General features: G+C 34.8%; 14 protein-coding genes. 1 reads left to right on the top strand and 13 read right to left on the bottom strand.

The features are described from left to right. Positions 1 to 324 precede the first annotated feature (324 nt). Positions 325 to 558 (top strand): helix-turn-helix domain-containing protein, encoded by a 234-nt coding sequence (locus AB3G34_RS07510; protein WP_369753942.1) that lies wholly within the window; start codon positions 325 to 327, stop codon positions 556 to 558. A gap of 712 nt (positions 559 to 1,270) precedes the next feature. On the opposite strand, the gene istA is transcribed toward AB3G34_RS07510, so the two are convergent. The 13 genes from istA to AB3G34_RS07575 form a co-directional block, all read right to left on the bottom strand. Further along, the gene (gene istA / locus AB3G34_RS07515) at positions 1,271 to 2,077 is read right to left on the bottom strand and encodes an IS21 family transposase (protein ID WP_369753943.1); all 807 of its coding nucleotides are present in this window, start codon (positions 2,075 to 2,077) and stop codon (positions 1,271 to 1,273) included. A gap of 62 nt (positions 2,078 to 2,139) precedes the next feature. Continuing rightward, a complete protein-coding gene (locus tag AB3G34_RS07520) occupies positions 2,140 to 2,289 on the bottom strand; it encodes a hypothetical protein (protein ID WP_369753944.1) in 150 nt (49 codons plus the stop codon). Positions 2,290 to 2,675: 386 nt separating this feature from the next. Beyond that, positions 2,676 to 3,263: a lactate utilization protein C gene (locus AB3G34_RS07525; protein WP_369753945.1), complete on the bottom strand. Its 588-nt coding sequence runs from the start codon at positions 3,261 to 3,263 to the stop codon at positions 2,676 to 2,678. Next, positions 3,256 to 4,650 (bottom strand): lactate utilization protein B, encoded by a 1,395-nt coding sequence (locus AB3G34_RS07530; RefSeq protein ID WP_369753946.1) that lies wholly within the window; start codon positions 4,648 to 4,650, stop codon positions 3,256 to 3,258. The genes AB3G34_RS07525 and AB3G34_RS07530 overlap by 8 nt, the downstream gene beginning before the upstream one ends. Beyond that, complete coding sequence (locus tag AB3G34_RS07535; RefSeq protein ID WP_369753947.1) at positions 4,647 to 5,384, bottom strand: (Fe-S)-binding protein; 738 nt, start codon at positions 5,382 to 5,384, stop codon at positions 4,647 to 4,649. Before AB3G34_RS07535 ends, AB3G34_RS07530 begins: the two co-directional genes overlap by 4 nt. A 69-nt stretch (positions 5,385 to 5,453) precedes the next feature. Continuing rightward, positions 5,454 to 6,815, bottom strand: coding sequence for an FGGY-family carbohydrate kinase (locus AB3G34_RS07540; RefSeq protein ID WP_369753948.1), 1,362 nt, complete (start codon positions 6,813 to 6,815; stop codon positions 5,454 to 5,456). Between the two features lie 12 nt (positions 6,816 to 6,827). Then, complete coding sequence (locus AB3G34_RS07545) at positions 6,828 to 8,102, bottom strand: TIM barrel protein (RefSeq protein WP_369753949.1); 1,275 nt, start codon at positions 8,100 to 8,102, stop codon at positions 6,828 to 6,830. Between the two features lie 10 nt (positions 8,103 to 8,112). Beyond that, positions 8,113 to 8,427: an L-rhamnose mutarotase gene (gene rhaM, locus AB3G34_RS07550; RefSeq protein WP_369753950.1), complete on the bottom strand. Its 315-nt coding sequence runs from the start codon at positions 8,425 to 8,427 to the stop codon at positions 8,113 to 8,115. Positions 8,428 to 8,512: 85 nt separating this feature from the next. Next, positions 8,513 to 10,654: a bifunctional aldolase/short-chain dehydrogenase gene (locus AB3G34_RS07555; RefSeq protein ID WP_369753951.1), complete on the bottom strand. Its 2,142-nt coding sequence runs from the start codon at positions 10,652 to 10,654 to the stop codon at positions 8,513 to 8,515. Between the two features lie 50 nt (positions 10,655 to 10,704). After that, positions 10,705 to 11,754, bottom strand: a complete 1,050-nt coding sequence (rhaT, locus tag AB3G34_RS07560; protein ID WP_369753952.1) for an L-rhamnose/proton symporter RhaT — start codon at positions 11,752 to 11,754, stop codon at positions 10,705 to 10,707. A 216-nt stretch (positions 11,755 to 11,970) separates the two neighbouring features. After that, positions 11,971 to 14,658 (bottom strand): family 78 glycoside hydrolase catalytic domain, encoded by a 2,688-nt coding sequence (locus tag AB3G34_RS07565; RefSeq protein WP_369753954.1) that lies wholly within the window; start codon positions 14,656 to 14,658, stop codon positions 11,971 to 11,973. Positions 14,659 to 14,680: 22 nt separating this feature from the next. Continuing rightward, positions 14,681 to 15,673, bottom strand: a complete 993-nt coding sequence (locus tag AB3G34_RS07570; protein WP_369753955.1) for an alpha/beta hydrolase — start codon at positions 15,671 to 15,673, stop codon at positions 14,681 to 14,683. A gap of 110 nt (positions 15,674 to 15,783) precedes the next feature. Further along, a complete protein-coding gene (locus AB3G34_RS07575) occupies positions 15,784 to 18,669 on the bottom strand; it encodes a TonB-dependent receptor domain-containing protein (RefSeq protein ID WP_369753956.1) in 2,886 nt (961 codons plus the stop codon). Positions 18,670 to 18,722 lie beyond the last annotated feature (53 nt).

The following is an 18,722-nucleotide window of genomic DNA, read 5'->3' on the forward strand; positions in this document are numbered from 1 at the left end:
AAAATGGCATGGAACTCAGCTTATCGTTATCGGGGTACTGGCGGTACCTTACCACGAATAAGTGAGCCCACGCCATGGGACGTGAGCATCTTACTTATCATCTCGTGGTTATTTAAACGCCAGTTTTCGATAACGAGATTCAAAGCGAATGCTTCAAAAATTTTAAATGAAGGATCGCAAAATTATTTAATTTAATACTTAAAGCAAATATTACTTGATAAAAATTTAAATAATAAACAAATATAACAAAAAATACTTATTTGTTATAAGTTCTTATAACATTTTTTTAAATAAATATAACGCCTTTTGTTTAAAAGCTAGAAAATGGATAAACTTAAGGAAGAGCAGTTAATAAAATTTGGTTTGCATATTAAGAAGCTTCGTACTGAATTAAATTTGAGTCAAGATAATGTAGCATTAAACAGTGATAAACTTATTAAAGCCACAATAAGCGATATCGAAAATGGTAAAAGAAATTTATCTTTTACTACTCTTTTAGATTTAGCGAAAGGATTAGGCAAACATCCAAGAGAATTATTAGAGTACAATCAATATTAATGATTTTAGTTTACAATATATAATTTAAAGATGCCTAGGCATCTTTTTTTGATTTATAGCAATATGGCGCACTTGTCAATTCGGGATTATTAGTTGTCAAAAAAGGAGTTTTTGATTTCCTGCTAAAAATGAAAATTCTATACCTTCTATACCTTCTATATTTGAGGTATGTGTTAATAGAATTTATTGTAGTTAAATTTTTCGGCCTCAACCTAAGTGGGATTATTTAACGAAAACAAATAATAATGCGGTGATTATTTCAATTTATCACCGCATTATTGCGATGAATATATAAGGTGATCACCGCATAATAAAAAAAAACAGAGCGTTGTTACCTTTTCTAAGGGCTATCGGTAAACGGTATTTAACCGAAGTCTAATATTCCCAAACAACTTTTATAAGCCTGTTCAGGATGGTTTCTGCTTTCGATTATTTGCAAAATATATTCTCCAACGGATTCATCAATACTACTGGCCCAATCAATGAAGCGAGCAGCACTCCACTGGGCTACAAATTGATGCGTGCTAGCTAAATTTTCCGGGGTTGTGGTATAGATATAAGGTTTGTAATTCCTTGGATGGATGGTTATTCGATTGTATTTGTGATAGATCTCTACCGTTGATTTGGTATACAATAGTTTCGCTTTTTTCTTGACATATTGATACGGAACACTGTAGTAATTTTCGTCCTGACTTAATTGAACATGTCCGTTTTACATCACTGTTGCAAAGGATTGGTATTTGATTTCAAAACGTTCTTGTGGTAATGGACTTAGTTTTTGTTGCTCATCTTCTAAAAATAATTCTATACGAGAGTAAGGACGTCCTGTGAGTTTTCTACCGTTATGAGCATCTAATAAATCCCATATCTGCTGGTTTAATTCTTCCAGAGAAAAGAATTTAGTTTCTTTTAGGTTTACATAAATCCTTCGATATAATACCTTAACAGCTCCTTCAACTAATGATTTATCTCTAGGTTTATAAGCCCTGGCTGGCAAGATTGTAGTCTGGTAATGTTCGGCTAAATCAGCCAAGGTTTCATTAATGGTGGGTTCAAAACGACTGCTTTTTATCACTGCAGATTTTAAATTATCCGGAACAATTGCCGCGGGAGCACCTTCAAAAAAACGCATAGCATTTTCTACCGATGTAACAAAATCTTCCTTTTGTTGGCTCGTGGAAGCTTCGTCATAGGTGTATTGACTAGCTCCTAATATAGCTACAAAAAATTGTACTTCTTTAATTTCTCCCGTGTCTTTATCAATGACCGAGAGTGTTTTTCCAGCATAATCCACATACATTTTATCACCAGCTTTGTGATTCATGTGCATCATTGGATTGACTCGTTTACACCATGTTTTGTAGTGATGGCCGAATTGTGAGCTCCTGTAGCCATCAGGGTTTACGGCAATATATTGCTCCCACATATGGTGTACGGTATCTCCAACTTTTTTTAGTTCCCGTTCCATTTTAGGAAAAAAAACATGAAGTTTCTGCAATTTGGCACTGATTGATTCCACGGGAGTGTGTGAGAACAAAAGTTCTAACTCAGCATCAGTTTTTTCACTAATTACTTCAAAACTTAATCCGAGGACTTCAAATAAAGAATATACTTCTTTACCGTATTTCTAGAAAGAGATAAGTACTTGCTTATAAATAACTTACTTCTTCCGTTACGGTAGAACTTAATTGCTTTTCTAATTTTACTGATGTCTGTTATTTTGTTTGCCATAATCCGTTTTTTTTTAACGAATGTATGGCGCTAACAACATGAAAAAGTTAGTTTTTAATGTACAATTTTAACCCAAAATCAGGTGGTCAATTTGGACTGGAAAGTGGTGGTCAGTTTGCTCCGAAACTGGTGGTCAATTTGCACTGGAATAGGGTGGTCAATTTGACCGGTTTTTCCAATTGGCATCTGATGCCTTTTTATTTTGAGTGGTTAACAATTTAGTAAACGAAATTGTGGATATGCAAAAAAATCAGGAGTAAAAGTCAAGATAATTTTCTCCGTTCTCACTATGCAGTTTTTGTTTGTATATCCAATCTGCTTAAAATAATAGATCCAGTAGTAGAATTGTATTTTTATCCGTTTGATGGGCAATATCAGATACTTTTCTAATCCATAATAAACACTATCAATCCTCTAGCTCCATGCGCTCCTAATACTAAAGACTGCTCAATATCAGCAGTTTTTGAGGGACCAGCAATAAAAGTACCAAAACCATATTCCTGATTTCCAATACGATCATACGCTTGATGCATCGTCGCTATTATATCTTTTTTATGGACAATAATGGCCAAATATTGCGGAATAAAAACCGAAATACGCTGTCCTAACAAATCATCAGTTACCCACAATGCTGAATTCTCGGCAACTCCAAAATGCGCTTTAACCAATGTTAATTCTACATTTGCTAACGTATGTGGATCCTCCTTGAACCAATCAATCGTTGCAATTTCAGCAAGTTCTGCAATGGTTGTAATTTTTCTTTTTTCATTGCTATAATTATTTTTGACAAAAGAAATTACTTCATTATAATTTGCAACTTCTACAAAATCTCCACCGATACTTTTTAAAACAGTTTTGTATTGATCCAATAAATCAAAAGTATCCAGTCCTAAAAAGCTTAAACTCGGTAACTCACTAGCAACTACAGGCTGATTTTGCTTAATTTTTTCTAAGATTTTGGCTCTACTACTCATTGTTTTTTTCTTTAGATTCTCTTGCATTTTTCTTGTACCATTCTCTAAAAGATTCATCGGGTGGTGCAGGCATTTCTCTTTGTTTATACCAAGGATTCAAGCTGTTATTTACTAAAACAGGTGCGTGTTTCATCACAAAACGTCCCGCTTTTCCTGCTAAATCAAAAACCATAGGATTGGCCAGAACTGTTGCCATTCCGTTCATGGCTACCGTTTTTCCTAAAGGTGTATGTCCTTCCTTTACTAATACCTGTCTCCATTTGTACAATTGATCATGTATATCGATTTTCACAGGACAAACATTGGTACAAGAACCACAAAGTGTACTAGCAAAAGGTAAATCGGCATTTTTACTCATGTCGAGATTGGGTGCCAAAATAGAACCAATAGGTCCAGCAACTGCATTATGGTAACTGTGTCCTCCACTTCGTCTATAAACGGGACAAGTATTCATACAAGCACCACAACGAATGCATTTCAATGAATTCCTAAAATCTTCTCTGCCTAATTGTGTACTTCTCCCATTATCTACAATAACGATATGAATTTCTTTTCCTTCAATAGGTTTTTTAAAATGACTGGAAAAAGTAGTAATCGGTTGTCCTGTTGCACTTCTTGCTAACAATCTGAGGAAAACCCCTAAATGTTTGCGTTGTGGAATAATTTTTTCAAAACCCATACAAGCAATATGTACATCGGCAAGATGCGCCCCCATATCTGCATTTCCTTCATTGGTACAAACCACGAATTCACCTGTTTCCGCTATTGCAAAATTAACTCCTGTCAAAGCCACTTTTCTAGTTAAGAAAGTATCTCTAAGGTGCAATCGTGCCGCTTCGGTTAAATATTGTGGGTCGTTATTCCCTTTTTCTGTCCCAAGGTGTTCGTGAAACGTTTCACTTACGTCTTCTTTTTTGAGATGTATGGCAGGCAAAACAATATGACTTGGCGGTTCTTGTCTCAATTGAACGATGCGTTCTCCCAAATCAGAATCGATTACATCAATTCCTTTTTCGGTTAAAAATTCATTCAAATGACATTCTTCTGTCAACATTGATTTTGACTTCACCATTTGTTTTACGCTGTACTTTTCCATAATAGAATGCACTATTTTATTATGTTCATCACCATCTGCTGCCCAATGAATGATAATCCCATTATTCTTGGCATTCAATTCAAATTCCAGCAAATAATTATGAATATTGGACAGCACATTATTCTTAATTTGGGAGGCCGTCTCTCTCAGTTTTTCCCATTCTGGTATTTGATGTGCTGCTTTATCACGTTTTTTACGAACAAACCAAAGCGTTTCGTCATGCCAGTCTACTCTATCTACATCTTTATTAAAAATCGTTGCAGCACTACTATGTTCTAAATTGTTTTTCATATAGTAGTGTTTAATATTTCGGCAATGTGAATGATTTTTATTGGGCTGTTTTGTCTTTTTAAAATGCCTTCTAAATGCATCAAACAAGACATATCGCCACCAGTAATATAATCCACTTGATGTTTTTCATGGTCTTTTATTCGATCTTGTCCCATTTTTACTGAAATAGCTTCTTCGGTTACACAAAACGTACCTCCAAAACCACAACATTCATCTTTTCGAGTCAATGAGACCAGATTAATTCCTTTTATTTTTCCTAATAATTGTTCTGGTTTGGAGAAAAATGGTGCATTCAACTCACTCATTTGCGAAAGCTTCAATCCACGTTGTCCGTGGCAACTTTGATGCATTCCCACTTTATAAGGGAAATTTCCAGAAATCATTTCGACTTTTAAAACATCCGTTATAAACTCGGTTAATTCATAAACACGCTTTCTCATTTCAGAAGCCAATTCTTCCTTATTGTCATCATGTAAATGATCTTTGACATGCAGTACACAACTGCCCGAAGGACAAACAATGTAATCAAATTCGGCAAAATTAGAAATAAAATTTCCATCACAACCTTTAGTCAAATGAGAATATCCACTGTTTGCCATAGGCTGGCCGCAACAGGTTTGCTTCATTGGAAAATGAACTTCACAACCTAGTTTATGTAATAATTCATAGGTTGCAATTGCCACTTTTGGATAAAACTGGTCAACATAACAGGGTATAAAAAGTCCAATTTTCATGTGTAGTTTTTTATAGTATGAATGTCCGCCACGCGAACGTTTTATTATTTTAACACAGATTACAAATAATTAATGTTTGTAAAATTTCAAATCTATTAAATCATTCTGAATCGGTTTTGGATTCCAATTATTATGAATCGCCAATGCAGCACCTAAAGCACTAGCTTGCGCCATTGAAGCAGCGTATACTTCCATTTCTGGAAAAGCTTCTGCTAGTAAATTCATAAAAATAGAATTTTTACTAAAACCACCGTCTACGAATACTTTTTTAACGGGACTGTTATGAATAACTAATTGAGTTGAAATAATTTGTTGCGCAATGATATCCAACAGCAATTGATGATAGGCAATTTCATAGTTTTCAAAATCTCCAAGATTTCTCTTTCCAAAAGGAGATTCGCGAAGGATTTTATATTTATTAACTTTAGAAGAATACTTTTTAAGGTTTATCTCTCTTAATTTAGAAATGATTTTTTTATCATATAACACTTGTTTGTAAGTATCCAAAGGAACTCCAAAATGACTTGCTAACTTTTTGGTTTGCACTTCATGTTCATTTCCTGCAAACAAACGAGCTGCCTTTACAGGCTTTTTTTTGTATTGTAAATAGCACAAACAATCGTATTGCATTTCATCAAAAGTCAAAGGGGTCTCATTAAACGGATTCATGGAAATACTCCAGGTTCCCGTTGACAATAAAACAAATGGCTCCGTAAAATTTATCATATAAGGAATAATTGCAGATGAACTATCATGTAATCCTACTCCAACCGCAATTCCTCCAGATACATTTATGGTATTTTCAGCATTATGAAGAGGCGGAATTTTATCTCCAATATTTTCTTTTTTTATCCATTTGTGATACTTCATCTTTTTAAAATTCCAAAGATTTGTATGACAACCGATACTCGTAATATCAGCAAAATACTTGCCTGTTAAAAGAGAACTTAAATATTGAGGTAAATGCAAACAATACTTTACTTTAGCAAATAAATCAGGGTTTTCTTCTTTTAAACGGTAAATCTGCATTCCAGAATTTAAACTTCCTAAAACAGGAGAAGCTGTTTTTAAAGCAAAAGACTCTTCTCCTTTATATTTACCATAAAATTCTTTTTTAAGAACTTCGGGATACTCTTTAAGATAGTTGTACAGTGGAGTCAACGCTTTTCCGTTTTCATCTATATAGACAAAACTAGCTCCATACGTACTGAAATTGATTGCTTTTAAAAAATATTCTTTTAAAGCCTGCATTTCTGCTAATCGATTCACTATCCAGTTTTTAAGTTCCACTATATCCTCACATGTAAAACCATCTTCATCCAAAGTTTCACGAAGATTTACTGATTTTTCCCAAACAATTTGATAGTTTTCATTAAACAGAAAAACTTTTTTGTTTGTTTTGCCAATATCAAAAATTGCAACTACATTCATTTTTGAGTGATTTTATAAGCCTGTAGCTATTGTTTTGAATCCTCTCTCAGAAATAAGGCTACTTCTTACCGCAAGATCACGGTATAGCCCAACAGGATTTAATGCAGCTCCAGAACGCAAACGTGCTTCAGCAACAAGTGCGCGAACATCCGTACGGTATGCATTTTGTAATATCTCTTGTGCCTTAACCACATCATTTTCATCTTGAGCAATTTCTAATGCTTTTTTATCCACAGAAAGTGCTTGCGCATAAGCAACCATTATCGCTTCAACCGATTGCAATAAGTCTTCCATAGGATCTTTAATGTTGTGAGAAGCGTCAATCATCCACCCTAAATCTTTAGCATGATTCATTCCTCTAGCATCCATTCCTTCCACTAATTCATTAAAAATCAAGAATAGTTGATATGGTTTTAATGCACCTGTCGTTAAATCATCATCCCCATATTTTGAATCATTAAAGTGAAATCCACCTAATTTTTCTTCCATCAATAATAAAGAAACGATTTGTTCAATATTGGCGTTTGGCAAATGATGTCCTAAATCGACTAAAGTGAGTGCTTTGTCTCCCAGTTTTTTTACATAAGAATACGATTGTCCCCAATCAGCAACTGTAGTGGAATAAAAATTGGGTTCTGCACATTTGTATTCTAAAAACAATTTCCAATTGGATGGCAAAGCAGCATAAATCTCTTCTAAACTTTCTAAGGTATTCTGGTAGGCGCGACGGAAATTCAATTGCCCTGGAAATGAAGATCCATCCGCTAACCAAACTGTTAACGACTCCGAACCCAAAGCAATTCCTTGCTGAATTACTTCAATATTATGAGCAATCGCTTGTTTACGGACTGCTTTATTTACGTTTTGCAAGGAACCAAATTTATACGAATATTCTTGAGTAGATTGATCTTGAAACGTATTGGAATTAACAGCATCAAATTTTAAGTTGTGCTGTGTGGCTAAGTTTTTGATCGCTTGATAATCAGTTGGTATGTCCCAAGGAATGTGCAACGAAATGGCACCTGAAGCATTGTTTAATGCATGAAGTAAACCAACATCTTCAATTTTTTCTTCTAATGAACGAGGTTCTCCACCACCTGGAAAACGACCAAAACGAGTTCCGCCTGTACCTAAAGCCCAAGATGGAATGGCAATTTGAAAGTCAATTAATTTTTGGATAATACTTTCGGTTTCACCAACTTCTGATGCTGTGAAAACTAATTTATTGGTATGAGATTTAATTAAATCTTCATTATGTAAGGCTATTTTGTTTGAATCAATTAACATAGTGTTTTTTTTAAGGTAAATAAAAAACTTCTTTTAAAGTAGTAGTTAATGGTGAATTATCAGGATTCGTTTCCATAATATCACTCATATACTTCCACCATTTCTGTATTGTAGGGTGCTTCGATAGTTCGTCTAATAAAGCTGGGGTTTTAATTTTTAAGACTGCAAACAAAGCATTTGTGCTTGGGTCTAAGAAAATAGAATAATCGGTAACTCCAGTATTTTTTAGTAAAGCTACAAGTTCTGGCCAGATTTCATTATGTCGGCGTTGGTATTCTTGAACCTGCTCTTGATGAAGCTGCATTTTAAAAGCTACTTTTTCCATATAAATTCTATTTACAAATTTAAATAAATCTAACGCCCGAAAGATACGGACGTTAGAAAAATCAATTTAAAAACCAAATTCAAATTTATCTGTAAAAGCCCATTGCTACACCACCATCCACATTCAAGGCATTTCCAGTTGATTTATTCAACAAACCACCTACAAATGCAAAACAAGCATTGGCAATATCATCGGGCAATATAATTTCATTCAATAACGTACGTTTCGCATAATAAGCAGGCAGTTCTGCAACTGTAACTCCATACGCTTTAGCACGACCTTCAGCCCAACCACCTGACCAAATATTGGAATCAGAGATTACGGCATCTGGGTTTACGGTATTCACACGGATTTTGTCAGGACCTAATTCGGCAGCCATTAAACGAGTAAGGTGCGCTTGAGCCGCTTTGGCAGAACCATAACCAGGGTTATTAGGTCCTGCAACTACTGCATTTTTGGACACAATATTTACTAAATCTCCACCAAATCCTTGTTTGCGCATGACTTCTATTCCGGCCTTAGAAACAATAAATTGCCCTTTCACCAAGATATCATATAATTTATCCCAGTCTTCTAAACTGTGTTCTGCAATTGATTTTGAGATACTAATTCCAGCATTATTCACTACAATATCAACCCCTCCAAAAGCCAAACAAGCAGCATCTAACGCTTTTTCTGTACTTTTTTCATCAGTCACGTTTAATAAAGTACTTGAAATAGCATCTTTACCAAAAGTTTTAATAAAATCAGCTGTAGCACCTTCTAAACGTTCTACATTGATATCGTTGATAACTACACAAGCGCCTTCCTCAGCAAATCTTTTTGCAATAGCTTTACCTATTCCACCTGCAGAACCTGTAATCAAAGCGATTCGTCCAGACAATGCTTTAGGCTTTGGCATACGTTGCAACTTCGCCTCTTCCAATAACCAATATTCAATATCAAAAGCTTCTTGACGAGGTAAAGCCGTATATTCTGAAACTGCTTCCGCACCTTTCATAACATTTACCGCATTTGTATAATATTCTGATGCTAAGCGAGCCATTGTTTTATCTTTTGCAAAAGTAAACATCCCTACACCTGGATATAAAATTACCACAGGATTCGGGTCACGCATTGCAGGTGAATTTGATTTTTTACAAGTGTTATAGTACTCAGAGTACATTTGACGATATGCTTCAAAAGCTGGAGTCAACTTCGCTTTGATAGCTTCAACATCCGACAAATCTTCATTTGGAGCCAATTCAATTACTAAAGGACTTATTTTAGTTCTCAAGAAATGATCTGGACAAGAAGTTCCAAGAGGAGCTAATTTTTCTAAATCATTCGAATTGATGAATTCCAACACTCTAGCATCATCTGTATAGTGCCCAATCATTTTACGTTCTGAAGAACAGAAACCTCTCAAAATTGGAGCTAATTTTGCCGCTTGTAATTGACGTGCATCAACTGGAAGGCTTTCGGTTTTTTGTCCTCCAAATACAGGACGTATTTTACCATACTTGCTTTTTAAATACTCTGCACATTTTTCAATTACTTCCAGTGTATTGATGTAACTTTCATAAGAAGTATCTCCCCAAGTAAACAAACCGTGAGAACCTAACATTACTCCTTTTAATTTTTTTCCTTTCTTTTCCGCTTCTTCTAGACATGTACGCATTTGCAAACCTAAGTCGAAACCAGGACGTTGCCATCCAACCCAACCAATTTCTCCGTCGAATAATTCTTCTGTAATTTTCTTTCCCTCTTTTGCAGCACAAATTGCTATTGCAGCATCTGGATGTAAGTGATCAATATGTTTGAAAGGTAAGAAACCGTGTAAAGGCGTATCAATTGAAGGGGCTTTTGAAGCTAAATCGAAAATACAGTGATTGAATAACTCTACCATTTCATCTTCAAATTCAATGCCTCTGTATACATTTTCCAAGTTTCGCAACCTTTCTAAATAAAGTGCCGCACATCCTGATTTTGTTAATGTTCCAATGTCTCCACCTGAACCTTTGATCCACATTACTTCGGACTCCGTTCCAGTTAATGGGTCCTTATCTGTAATCTTCACAGAAGTATTTCCTCCTCCATAATTAGTTAGCCTCAAATCGGCTCCTAATAAATTAGAACGATAGATAAAAAGTGCTACTTCGTCTCCTGCTAATTCCTTGGCTTTAGCTTCATCCCAAAGGTAGCTTACGTGCTGAAAAGTCATGTTATTTGTATTTATATTTGACATATTGTGTTGTATAAAAAGTGATATATATAAGAATCTGATTTTTTTTATTATTAAAGTGAATTTCCTATTCCAACCAATACGATTGAAGCGAGTATCAAACCAATTCCCCAAAGAAAAGTTTTAAAAGTCTTTTTGGATACCCCTGACCATTCTTTGAGATAAAACCCCCAAAAATTAGCTGTTAAAATAATGGTAGCCATATGTACAATCCAAGAACTAGCTCCGTTACCCAATTTACTTTCCCCCATTCCATAAAAGAAGAATTGTAAAAACCACATGGTTCCCGCAATAGCTGAGAATAAAGTGTTTTTTGCTATTGGAGTTTCTGTATTGGTATAGTCTCCAAAAGTTTTATTTTTGAAATTAAGGTACATACACCAGATAAAATTGGTTGTTAAACCGCCCCAAAGCAGTACTACATAGGTTACATTATTTTGAAACAAAGGATTAAATCCTTGTCTTACCGCTTCTTCTGCCATAGGTTTACCCGCTTCAATTCCGAAATTAAAAAAGGAACTAAGTATCCCTGATATTATGGCAATCATTAATCCTTTGACAAGGCTAAAATCTTTGTCTTTGTCTTCATGTCCAGTAGCAAAATCAGCTTCTTTCAGCATTCCTGCTTTTCCTGAAATGGCAATACCTATTAGGCAAACTAAAACACCTAATAAAACAATTTGACCACCGGTACTGTGCAACATATCAGAAAAAGAAACCTTACCTTCTGTAGGGTAAAAATTATAGTATATTGAAGGTACTAATGCTCCAAATGCAGAACAGAAACCTAAGGTTATGGAATTTCCTAAAGACATTCCCAAGTATCTAACACCAAGACCGTAAGTAAGTCCTCCAATTCCCCAAATCAATCCCATGGAATAGGTAAACGCTTTTATAGTAGGTGTAGCTGCGCTAATGATTTCAGTAAAGTTTGGAATAGTCAAATACGCTGCTATTGGCGGAACTACTAACCAGGAGAAAAAACCTCCAACAATCCAATAGCTTTCCCAAGCCCAACCTTTAACCTTTTTGAAAGGCATATAAAAACTTCCTGAAGAGAAACCTCCTATCGAGTGAAAAAGCAATCCGAGTAATGATTCCATTTGGTAATTTAATTTATAGTTATTGATTCTGGTGTTGTAAAATAAGAGAATATCTAGAACAAAACAGTCCTATACAGTCCTTACAAAAGCACCTTTTTTTCCTCTACTCTCCTTATCCTTTGGAAATTCCATAAGAGCGGAATATTTAATGTAAATCCAGGAGTAGTTGATTACATTCTCCTGAGTGGATCCGTTATTATATTGATTATAAATAAATTAAAGTTCCATTTCATAATGATATTTACCCGAGCCAACAGTTATACTTTTGGCATTAATAACAGTTTTATTTTCTTTTATGGTTTCCATTTTATTTGTTGGAAATTCAATAGTCGCATTGGTGTTGGCTGGAACTTCAACATCCAACATAAATTTGTTTCCTTCAATATTCCAAGAAGAAGACACCAAGCCATAATTGGTTTCTAAACTTGCTTTGGCAAAAGTCAAATCCCCCCCTATTTCAGGTTTAATGATAATTGATTTATAACCCGCACCTTCGGCTTCTTTAGTATCAATACCTGTAATTGTTCTATACATCCAATCTCCCACTGCACCATACGCGTAATGATTAAAGGAAGTCATGCTTGGATCTTGAAAAGTACCGTCCGGTTTCATCGAGTCCCAACGTTCCCAAATTGTAGTCGCTCCGTGCGCTTTTATTGGATACAACCATGAAGGATAGGTGTCTTGAAGCAACAATTTGTAAGCCACGTCATTTCGTCCAAAACGGGTCAAAACGGGATTTAAAAAAGGTGTTCCCAAGAATCCGGTAGTCAAATGATACTCATAACTTTCGATATTTTTTACCAAACGATCAACCGCTTGCGCTCTTAAGTTTTCTGGTAACATATCAAATTGTAAAGCCAAAATATAAGCAGTTTGTGTTTCCGAAATTAACTTGCCTGATGCTGTCATATATTCGGTTTGAAATGCTTTCTTTATGCGTTCCAAAAGCGCTTGATATTCCTGTACTTCATCGGTTTTACCCAATAAAGTAGCAGCTTTTATCATAATTTGAGTATTGTAGGCATAGAAACATTGGGCAACCAAATAGTTATCGGTAATAGCGGATTTCATTCCTATCATTCCTTTTGAATCATCCACTCTATAGCTCAACCAATCCGCAAACTGAAAACCAGTATTCCACAAATCATTTTTGGCAGTACTTTGCACATAGCCCAAATACGCTTTCATGCTTGGATATTGTCTTTCTACGATTTCCTTGTCGCCAAAACTCACATACATATTGTACGGAATTATAATACTGGCATCCGACCAACCTGCAGCTCCAACAGGCATATCAAAAAAAGATCCTTTCAAAGCATTTGGAATAACAAATGGCACTGCTCCATTTTCTTTTTGGTCTGCCGCAACATCAATTAGCCATTTTGCAAAAAACTGATCCACATTAAAATTAAAAGAAGCTGTTCTTGAAAATACTTCGGCATCACCGGTCCAGCCTAAACGTTCGTCCCGTTGTGGACAATCTGTAGGTACGTCCAAGAAATTCCCTCTTTGGCTCCATTGAATATTAGATTGTAATTTGTTTAGGTATGCATTTGAAGTTTCAAAAGCACCCGTTTTTTTAATGTCAGAATATAATGCAATTGCCGTAAAATCATTTGGGTTTATTTTCCCTGTAATTCCTTCTACTTTTAAATAACGAAAACCAAAAGTCGTAAAATGAGGTTCGAAAGTTTCAATTCCATTACCACTTAAAGTGTAAGTAGCTTGTGCTTTGGCAGAACGTAAGTTTTCAAAATAAGGAGTTCCTTTTTTATCCAACATTTCTACGTGAGAAAGTTTGATGATATCACCCGCTTTTCCTTGAACACTTACTTTTACCCAACCGGCTAAATTTTGACCAAAGTCTAAAATTGTTTCCCCTTTTGGAGAAGTCAAAACAGCTATTGGTTTTAAATTTTCGTGTTTGCGAATTGGCTCATTGATAGCAGCCGTAATATAATTTGTTGGAAAGTCTTTGTTAACAACATTTGTCCATTTGCTATCATCAAAATTAGCAACACTATAGTTTTTTTGTTCCAAACGGGCATCTTGAACTTCGCCGTTATAAATTTCAGAAGAGATAATGTGACTATTGCTCGCTTTCCAAGAAGTATCAGAAACTACCGTTTCAGTTGTTCCATCAGTGTATTTAATTACCATTTGAAAAAGCAGCGCTGTTTCTTTTCCATAAATATTTTGCCTGTTTTCCCAACCTAAACGCGTGCGGTACCAACCACTTCCTACAATCGCTCCGATGGCATTTTTACCTTCTGAAAGTAAATTAGAAACATCATAGGTTTGATATTGCAAATGCTTATCATAACTTGTCCATCCTGGCGACAAATAAGAATCACCCATTCGTTTTCCGTTGATTTGAACCTCATACAAACCTCTTGAGGTGACATATACTTTCGCTGAAGCAATTTTTTTATTGGCCAAAAATGATTTTCTGAACAGGGGTACAACACCATTTACAGTATCACTTTTTAAACCAGAGGAGATCCAAGTCGCTTTCCACTCATTCGAATGAAGCAAGGCAGTTCCAAATGAAGCTGTTGCCCAATTAGAAACTTTTCCTTGATTGTCCCAAACGCGTACTTGCCAATAGTATTTAGCATTAGATACCAATGGCGAACCTCCGTATCTATTAAAAATAGAAGCATCAGATATCACTTTTCCAGATCTCCAAAGGGTATTGGTTCCTTCTTTTACCTGAATTTCGTAAGCAGTTTGCTTAACATTCTGTTTATTAGAAACCAATTGCCAACTAAAACGAGGTGTTTCCACTCCTATTCCAATAGGATTAGTTGCATTTTCGACTGTAAGGTTTCGAAGATTGGTTTGTCCAAAAGCTATTGAACTGAAGCAAATGAATACTATAAGTAAAATGTGTTTTTTCATTTTTTGAAAATTTTAATTCGTTTTATTTATTTATTTTTAAAATCCAATCCATGCAAGAGTCTATCCATTCTACATCAGTTGTTGGATTATCCATACTAAAACCATGTCCGCCTTTGGCATAAAAAAAGGATTCAACTGGAACTTTGTTTTTTTGTAATGCAGCGATAAAAAGTAATGAATTTTGCACTTTAACCGTATTATCATCTACCGAATGCGTTATAAATGTAGGAGGTGTATCGGCAGTCACCTGAAGCTCATTAGAATATTCTTTAATTTTATCTCCATTCACTGGTAGATTGGCTAATTTTTGTTCCGATGTTTTCCAGTCACTCATAACTACTTTCAATTCATTAGGAGATAATCCATCACCTATCAAATTGTATCTTGACCCCATATGTGTCAAACTATCCGCCATACTGATAACAGGATAATTTAAAACCATAAAGTCCGGACGCAAACTGGTTTTTAGCGGATTGTCAATTAGTGCTTTTTGATAATGAGTTCCAGCCGTGGAAGCTAAATGCCCACCTGCCGAATTTCCTTCTATACCAATTTTATGAGGATTGATTCCCCATTTTTTAGCATTTTCCCGAACCAATTGAATAGCACGTTGTGCATCCTGCAAAGGCACTATTTCCTTATTTTCTACATATTGTGCATTTGGAAGACGGTATCTTAAAACAAAACCCGCAATCCCTTTTTCATTTAATTTTTTAGCAATATCATACCCTTCATGGTCAATTGCTAAACCCGAATAACCTCCACCAGGACAAATAATAACCGCTATACCAGTAGCTTTACTTTTCTCTGGCAAAAAAACAGTCAAATCTGGACTGGCAACTCTTAGAACAAAATGAATCATTTTATTTCCAGAAGGAAAAATAGCGGTAGTATCTGTCAAACCAGCTATATCTTTAGAATTAGGAACTTTTCCTTTGTAAAGTGGAATAACTTTTTGAGCGTTACTTATTGTAAAACTCAATAATAGGACTAGAAATAAAGTTTGTTTTATCATTTTGAAAAATTTCAGATTATTTTAATAAAATTAAAGACTGAAAGTTACCTAAAAAACCAGATAAGACAATAAGCCTTATCTGGTCATTCATAATTAACAAATCATGAAACTTAAAATTTATATGTCGCAGTAATAAAATAAGCTCTAGCCGGTAAGCTCAAAGTAGAATATACTACGTTTGGATTTGCTGCCAATTTTTCTGCTGTAAATCCTTGTCTGTCTAATGCTGCTGGAAATCCTCCTGGAGCTGACCACCCCATCACTCCAATTTGGTTGAAAAGGTTGTTGATGTTAGCTTGCAATTGAATTTTTGAAGTCAAATTATATCCTAAATTCAAATTAGTTTGATTGTAAGAAGGCAATTGAAATGCATTTGGAACGTTAGCCGCACGTTTTCCCATATATGAGAAATCTAGTGATGAATAGAATTTTCCTGAAGTATAAGTAGGTGAAATTCTTAAAATAACTTTCGCATTATTATCCGTTTCATTTCCAGAGTAATCCACTATTTTATCATCTGCTGAACCATTAGCACCCAAATCCCATGTTTTGTAAACAACTGCTTTAGAATCTTGAAAAGTAGCTACTGCTCTTACACTAAATTTTTCTGTAAATTCCTGATTTACTTCAAATTCAACCCCCATTGTTCTAAATTTATTATACAATGCAGGTGTATTATAAGCTGTAGTAATATCATCAGTTTCTTGACCAGTTGTTCGTTGCGGAACATTGCTCACTATACTATAAAAAGGAGTTATAAATAAATTTGTCGCCCCCGTTTTCAATTTATATCCCGCCTCATATTGTTGAATTTTTTGAGCTGTAGGATCTAAGTTAGCTGCTCCAAAAGCAGTATTTGTAGTCACAAACATATCCATATCTGGCGCTTTGTTACCTAGTGAATAACGGCCATATATTGCTTGATTATCTGCAAATTTATAATTCAAACCACTTGAAAAAGAAAATGTATTTACTTTCTTGTTAGAATAAGCATAGGTGGCTTTAATTTGCCCCATAGTATTGTCATATAAAGTAAATGGATTTCCATCTGTTCCACCAGGATTAACTGTGGCAACACTTTCAGAAATTTGATTGTTTCCATTAAAAGAAACGGATTCAGAACGAATTCCCCAATCAAAATTTACTTTTGAACTCATCTCCCAAGTATGACCAAAGAAAAAAGCCAATTGTTTTTGAGATACAGTAATAATATCTACTGGCGCACTTTTACCTGAACCACCTGTAATTCCGTCAGGATTAGTAACATTATAGGTTTGACCATCATATAAACCAACATATGAAATATCTGTTAAAGAAGGTCTAGGTGAAGTCATTTGAGAATACGATACTCCAATACCAGTAGAAGATAATCGATCTAAATCAGATTTAGCATAAAACATACCTCCCGTAAAAGTCATTTTATCAATTTTCTTGGTAATTGTAAATTGATCTATGATTTCTTTCATTTTATTTTGATTGAAGAACACAGGATTAAAGTACAAAGAGTTAGGCTGTATAGAAGCTCCAGGAAAGTTACTGTAATTTACAGTTTCATTAAATCCAGCAAAATTTCCACCAATAAAATTTGGAGAATGAGTAACTGAACCTATTTGGGTTCCAGTTGCATGATCATTAAAAGAATACGTTCCAAAATTAAATAAATTTCCAGAAACAGCATAAAAAACAGGAGTATCAGTAGCAAACGGATACACTACGGCAGTAGTATTCCAAACAGTACTTTTATTTGAATAACGAATTTTATTATCTAGTTTCCATCCGCTTCCTAAGTCTTGATCCCAATTAATTCCAATAGATTTATCAATCGAATGTACTTTATCTCTTGAGTCATAATGCATCTTTTCGCCTGATTGGTTTACTGTAAAATCAGCTGTAACTGCAGGAATCAATACAGAAGTAGTGTTTGTAACGCCTGCAGGATAATGTGGGTTCGTAAAACCAATAGTTGGAGTAAATTCGTTCCATCCATTGTGATCATTAAGGTATTTTGCAAATACCGTAACAGAACCTGATTTATATTTCTTTTGCAAATTCGCTTTTATTTGTCCTCCATTATTCATTGGATATCCAGAATATCTAGCTCCATCAGATTGACGTAAAAATCCACCTAAATTAAATGTAACTGATTTGTCCCTACTCAAAGGTCCGCCAAAATCAAAATCAGTACGGTAATATGGATTTTTACCATTCCCTTCTAAACCATATTTAGCACGGATTTCTCCTTCAAAAGTTTTACCTCCTGTTTTTGAAACATAATTAAATATTCCTCCTGGTGCATTGTTTCCTAAAATTGACGCTGTTCCTCCTCTTACTGCTTCTAATCTGCCTAAAGTAGCATCAGTACGTAAGAAATAATCTGGTCCATAATTTCCAAAAGTAGCATTTGTCACAGGCAAACCATCCTCTTGCATCGAAATATAATAATAACCCGAAGCTCCATCATTAGACCCTACAGATACCCCACGAGAATATACTGTATTACGTATTTCTCCTAAAGAGGAGTTCACAAATACTCCCGGAATATTTTTCAACAAATCAGCAGAACTTGTAATCGCAATTTTATCAAATTGTTTGGCACTTATAGTAGAAATAGAAACCGAAGATTGCATTCTGGTACGTTTATCAAACATTCCAGTTACAATAACCTCATCTAATGCTTGTGTATCTTCTTGCAAAACTACATTGAGAGTAGTTTGATTTGTAAGTACAACTTGTTTTGATTTAAAGCCTACATAATTAAATATTAAAATAGAATTAATTTTAACTTCAATACTATATTTTCCGTCAACATCTGTATTGACTCCATTAGTAGTACCTTTTACTGCTACACTAACTCCAATTATTGGTTGATTATTTTCATCAGTAACTTTTCCCTGAATAACTTGTTGCGCCATGGCTTGGGTACAAAATCCCAAATACAACACTAATGCCTTTAACAGGAACAGGGTAACTCGATGTTGTTTTAAAAAATTTTTCATTTTGTGGTTTTTTTAGTTAGTATTTATTTATTCTTGGTGTTTTTTATATATAA

The organism is Flavobacterium sp. WC2409, assembly GCF_041200085.1.
Lineage (GTDB): Bacteria > Bacteroidota > Bacteroidia > Flavobacteriales > Flavobacteriaceae > Flavobacterium.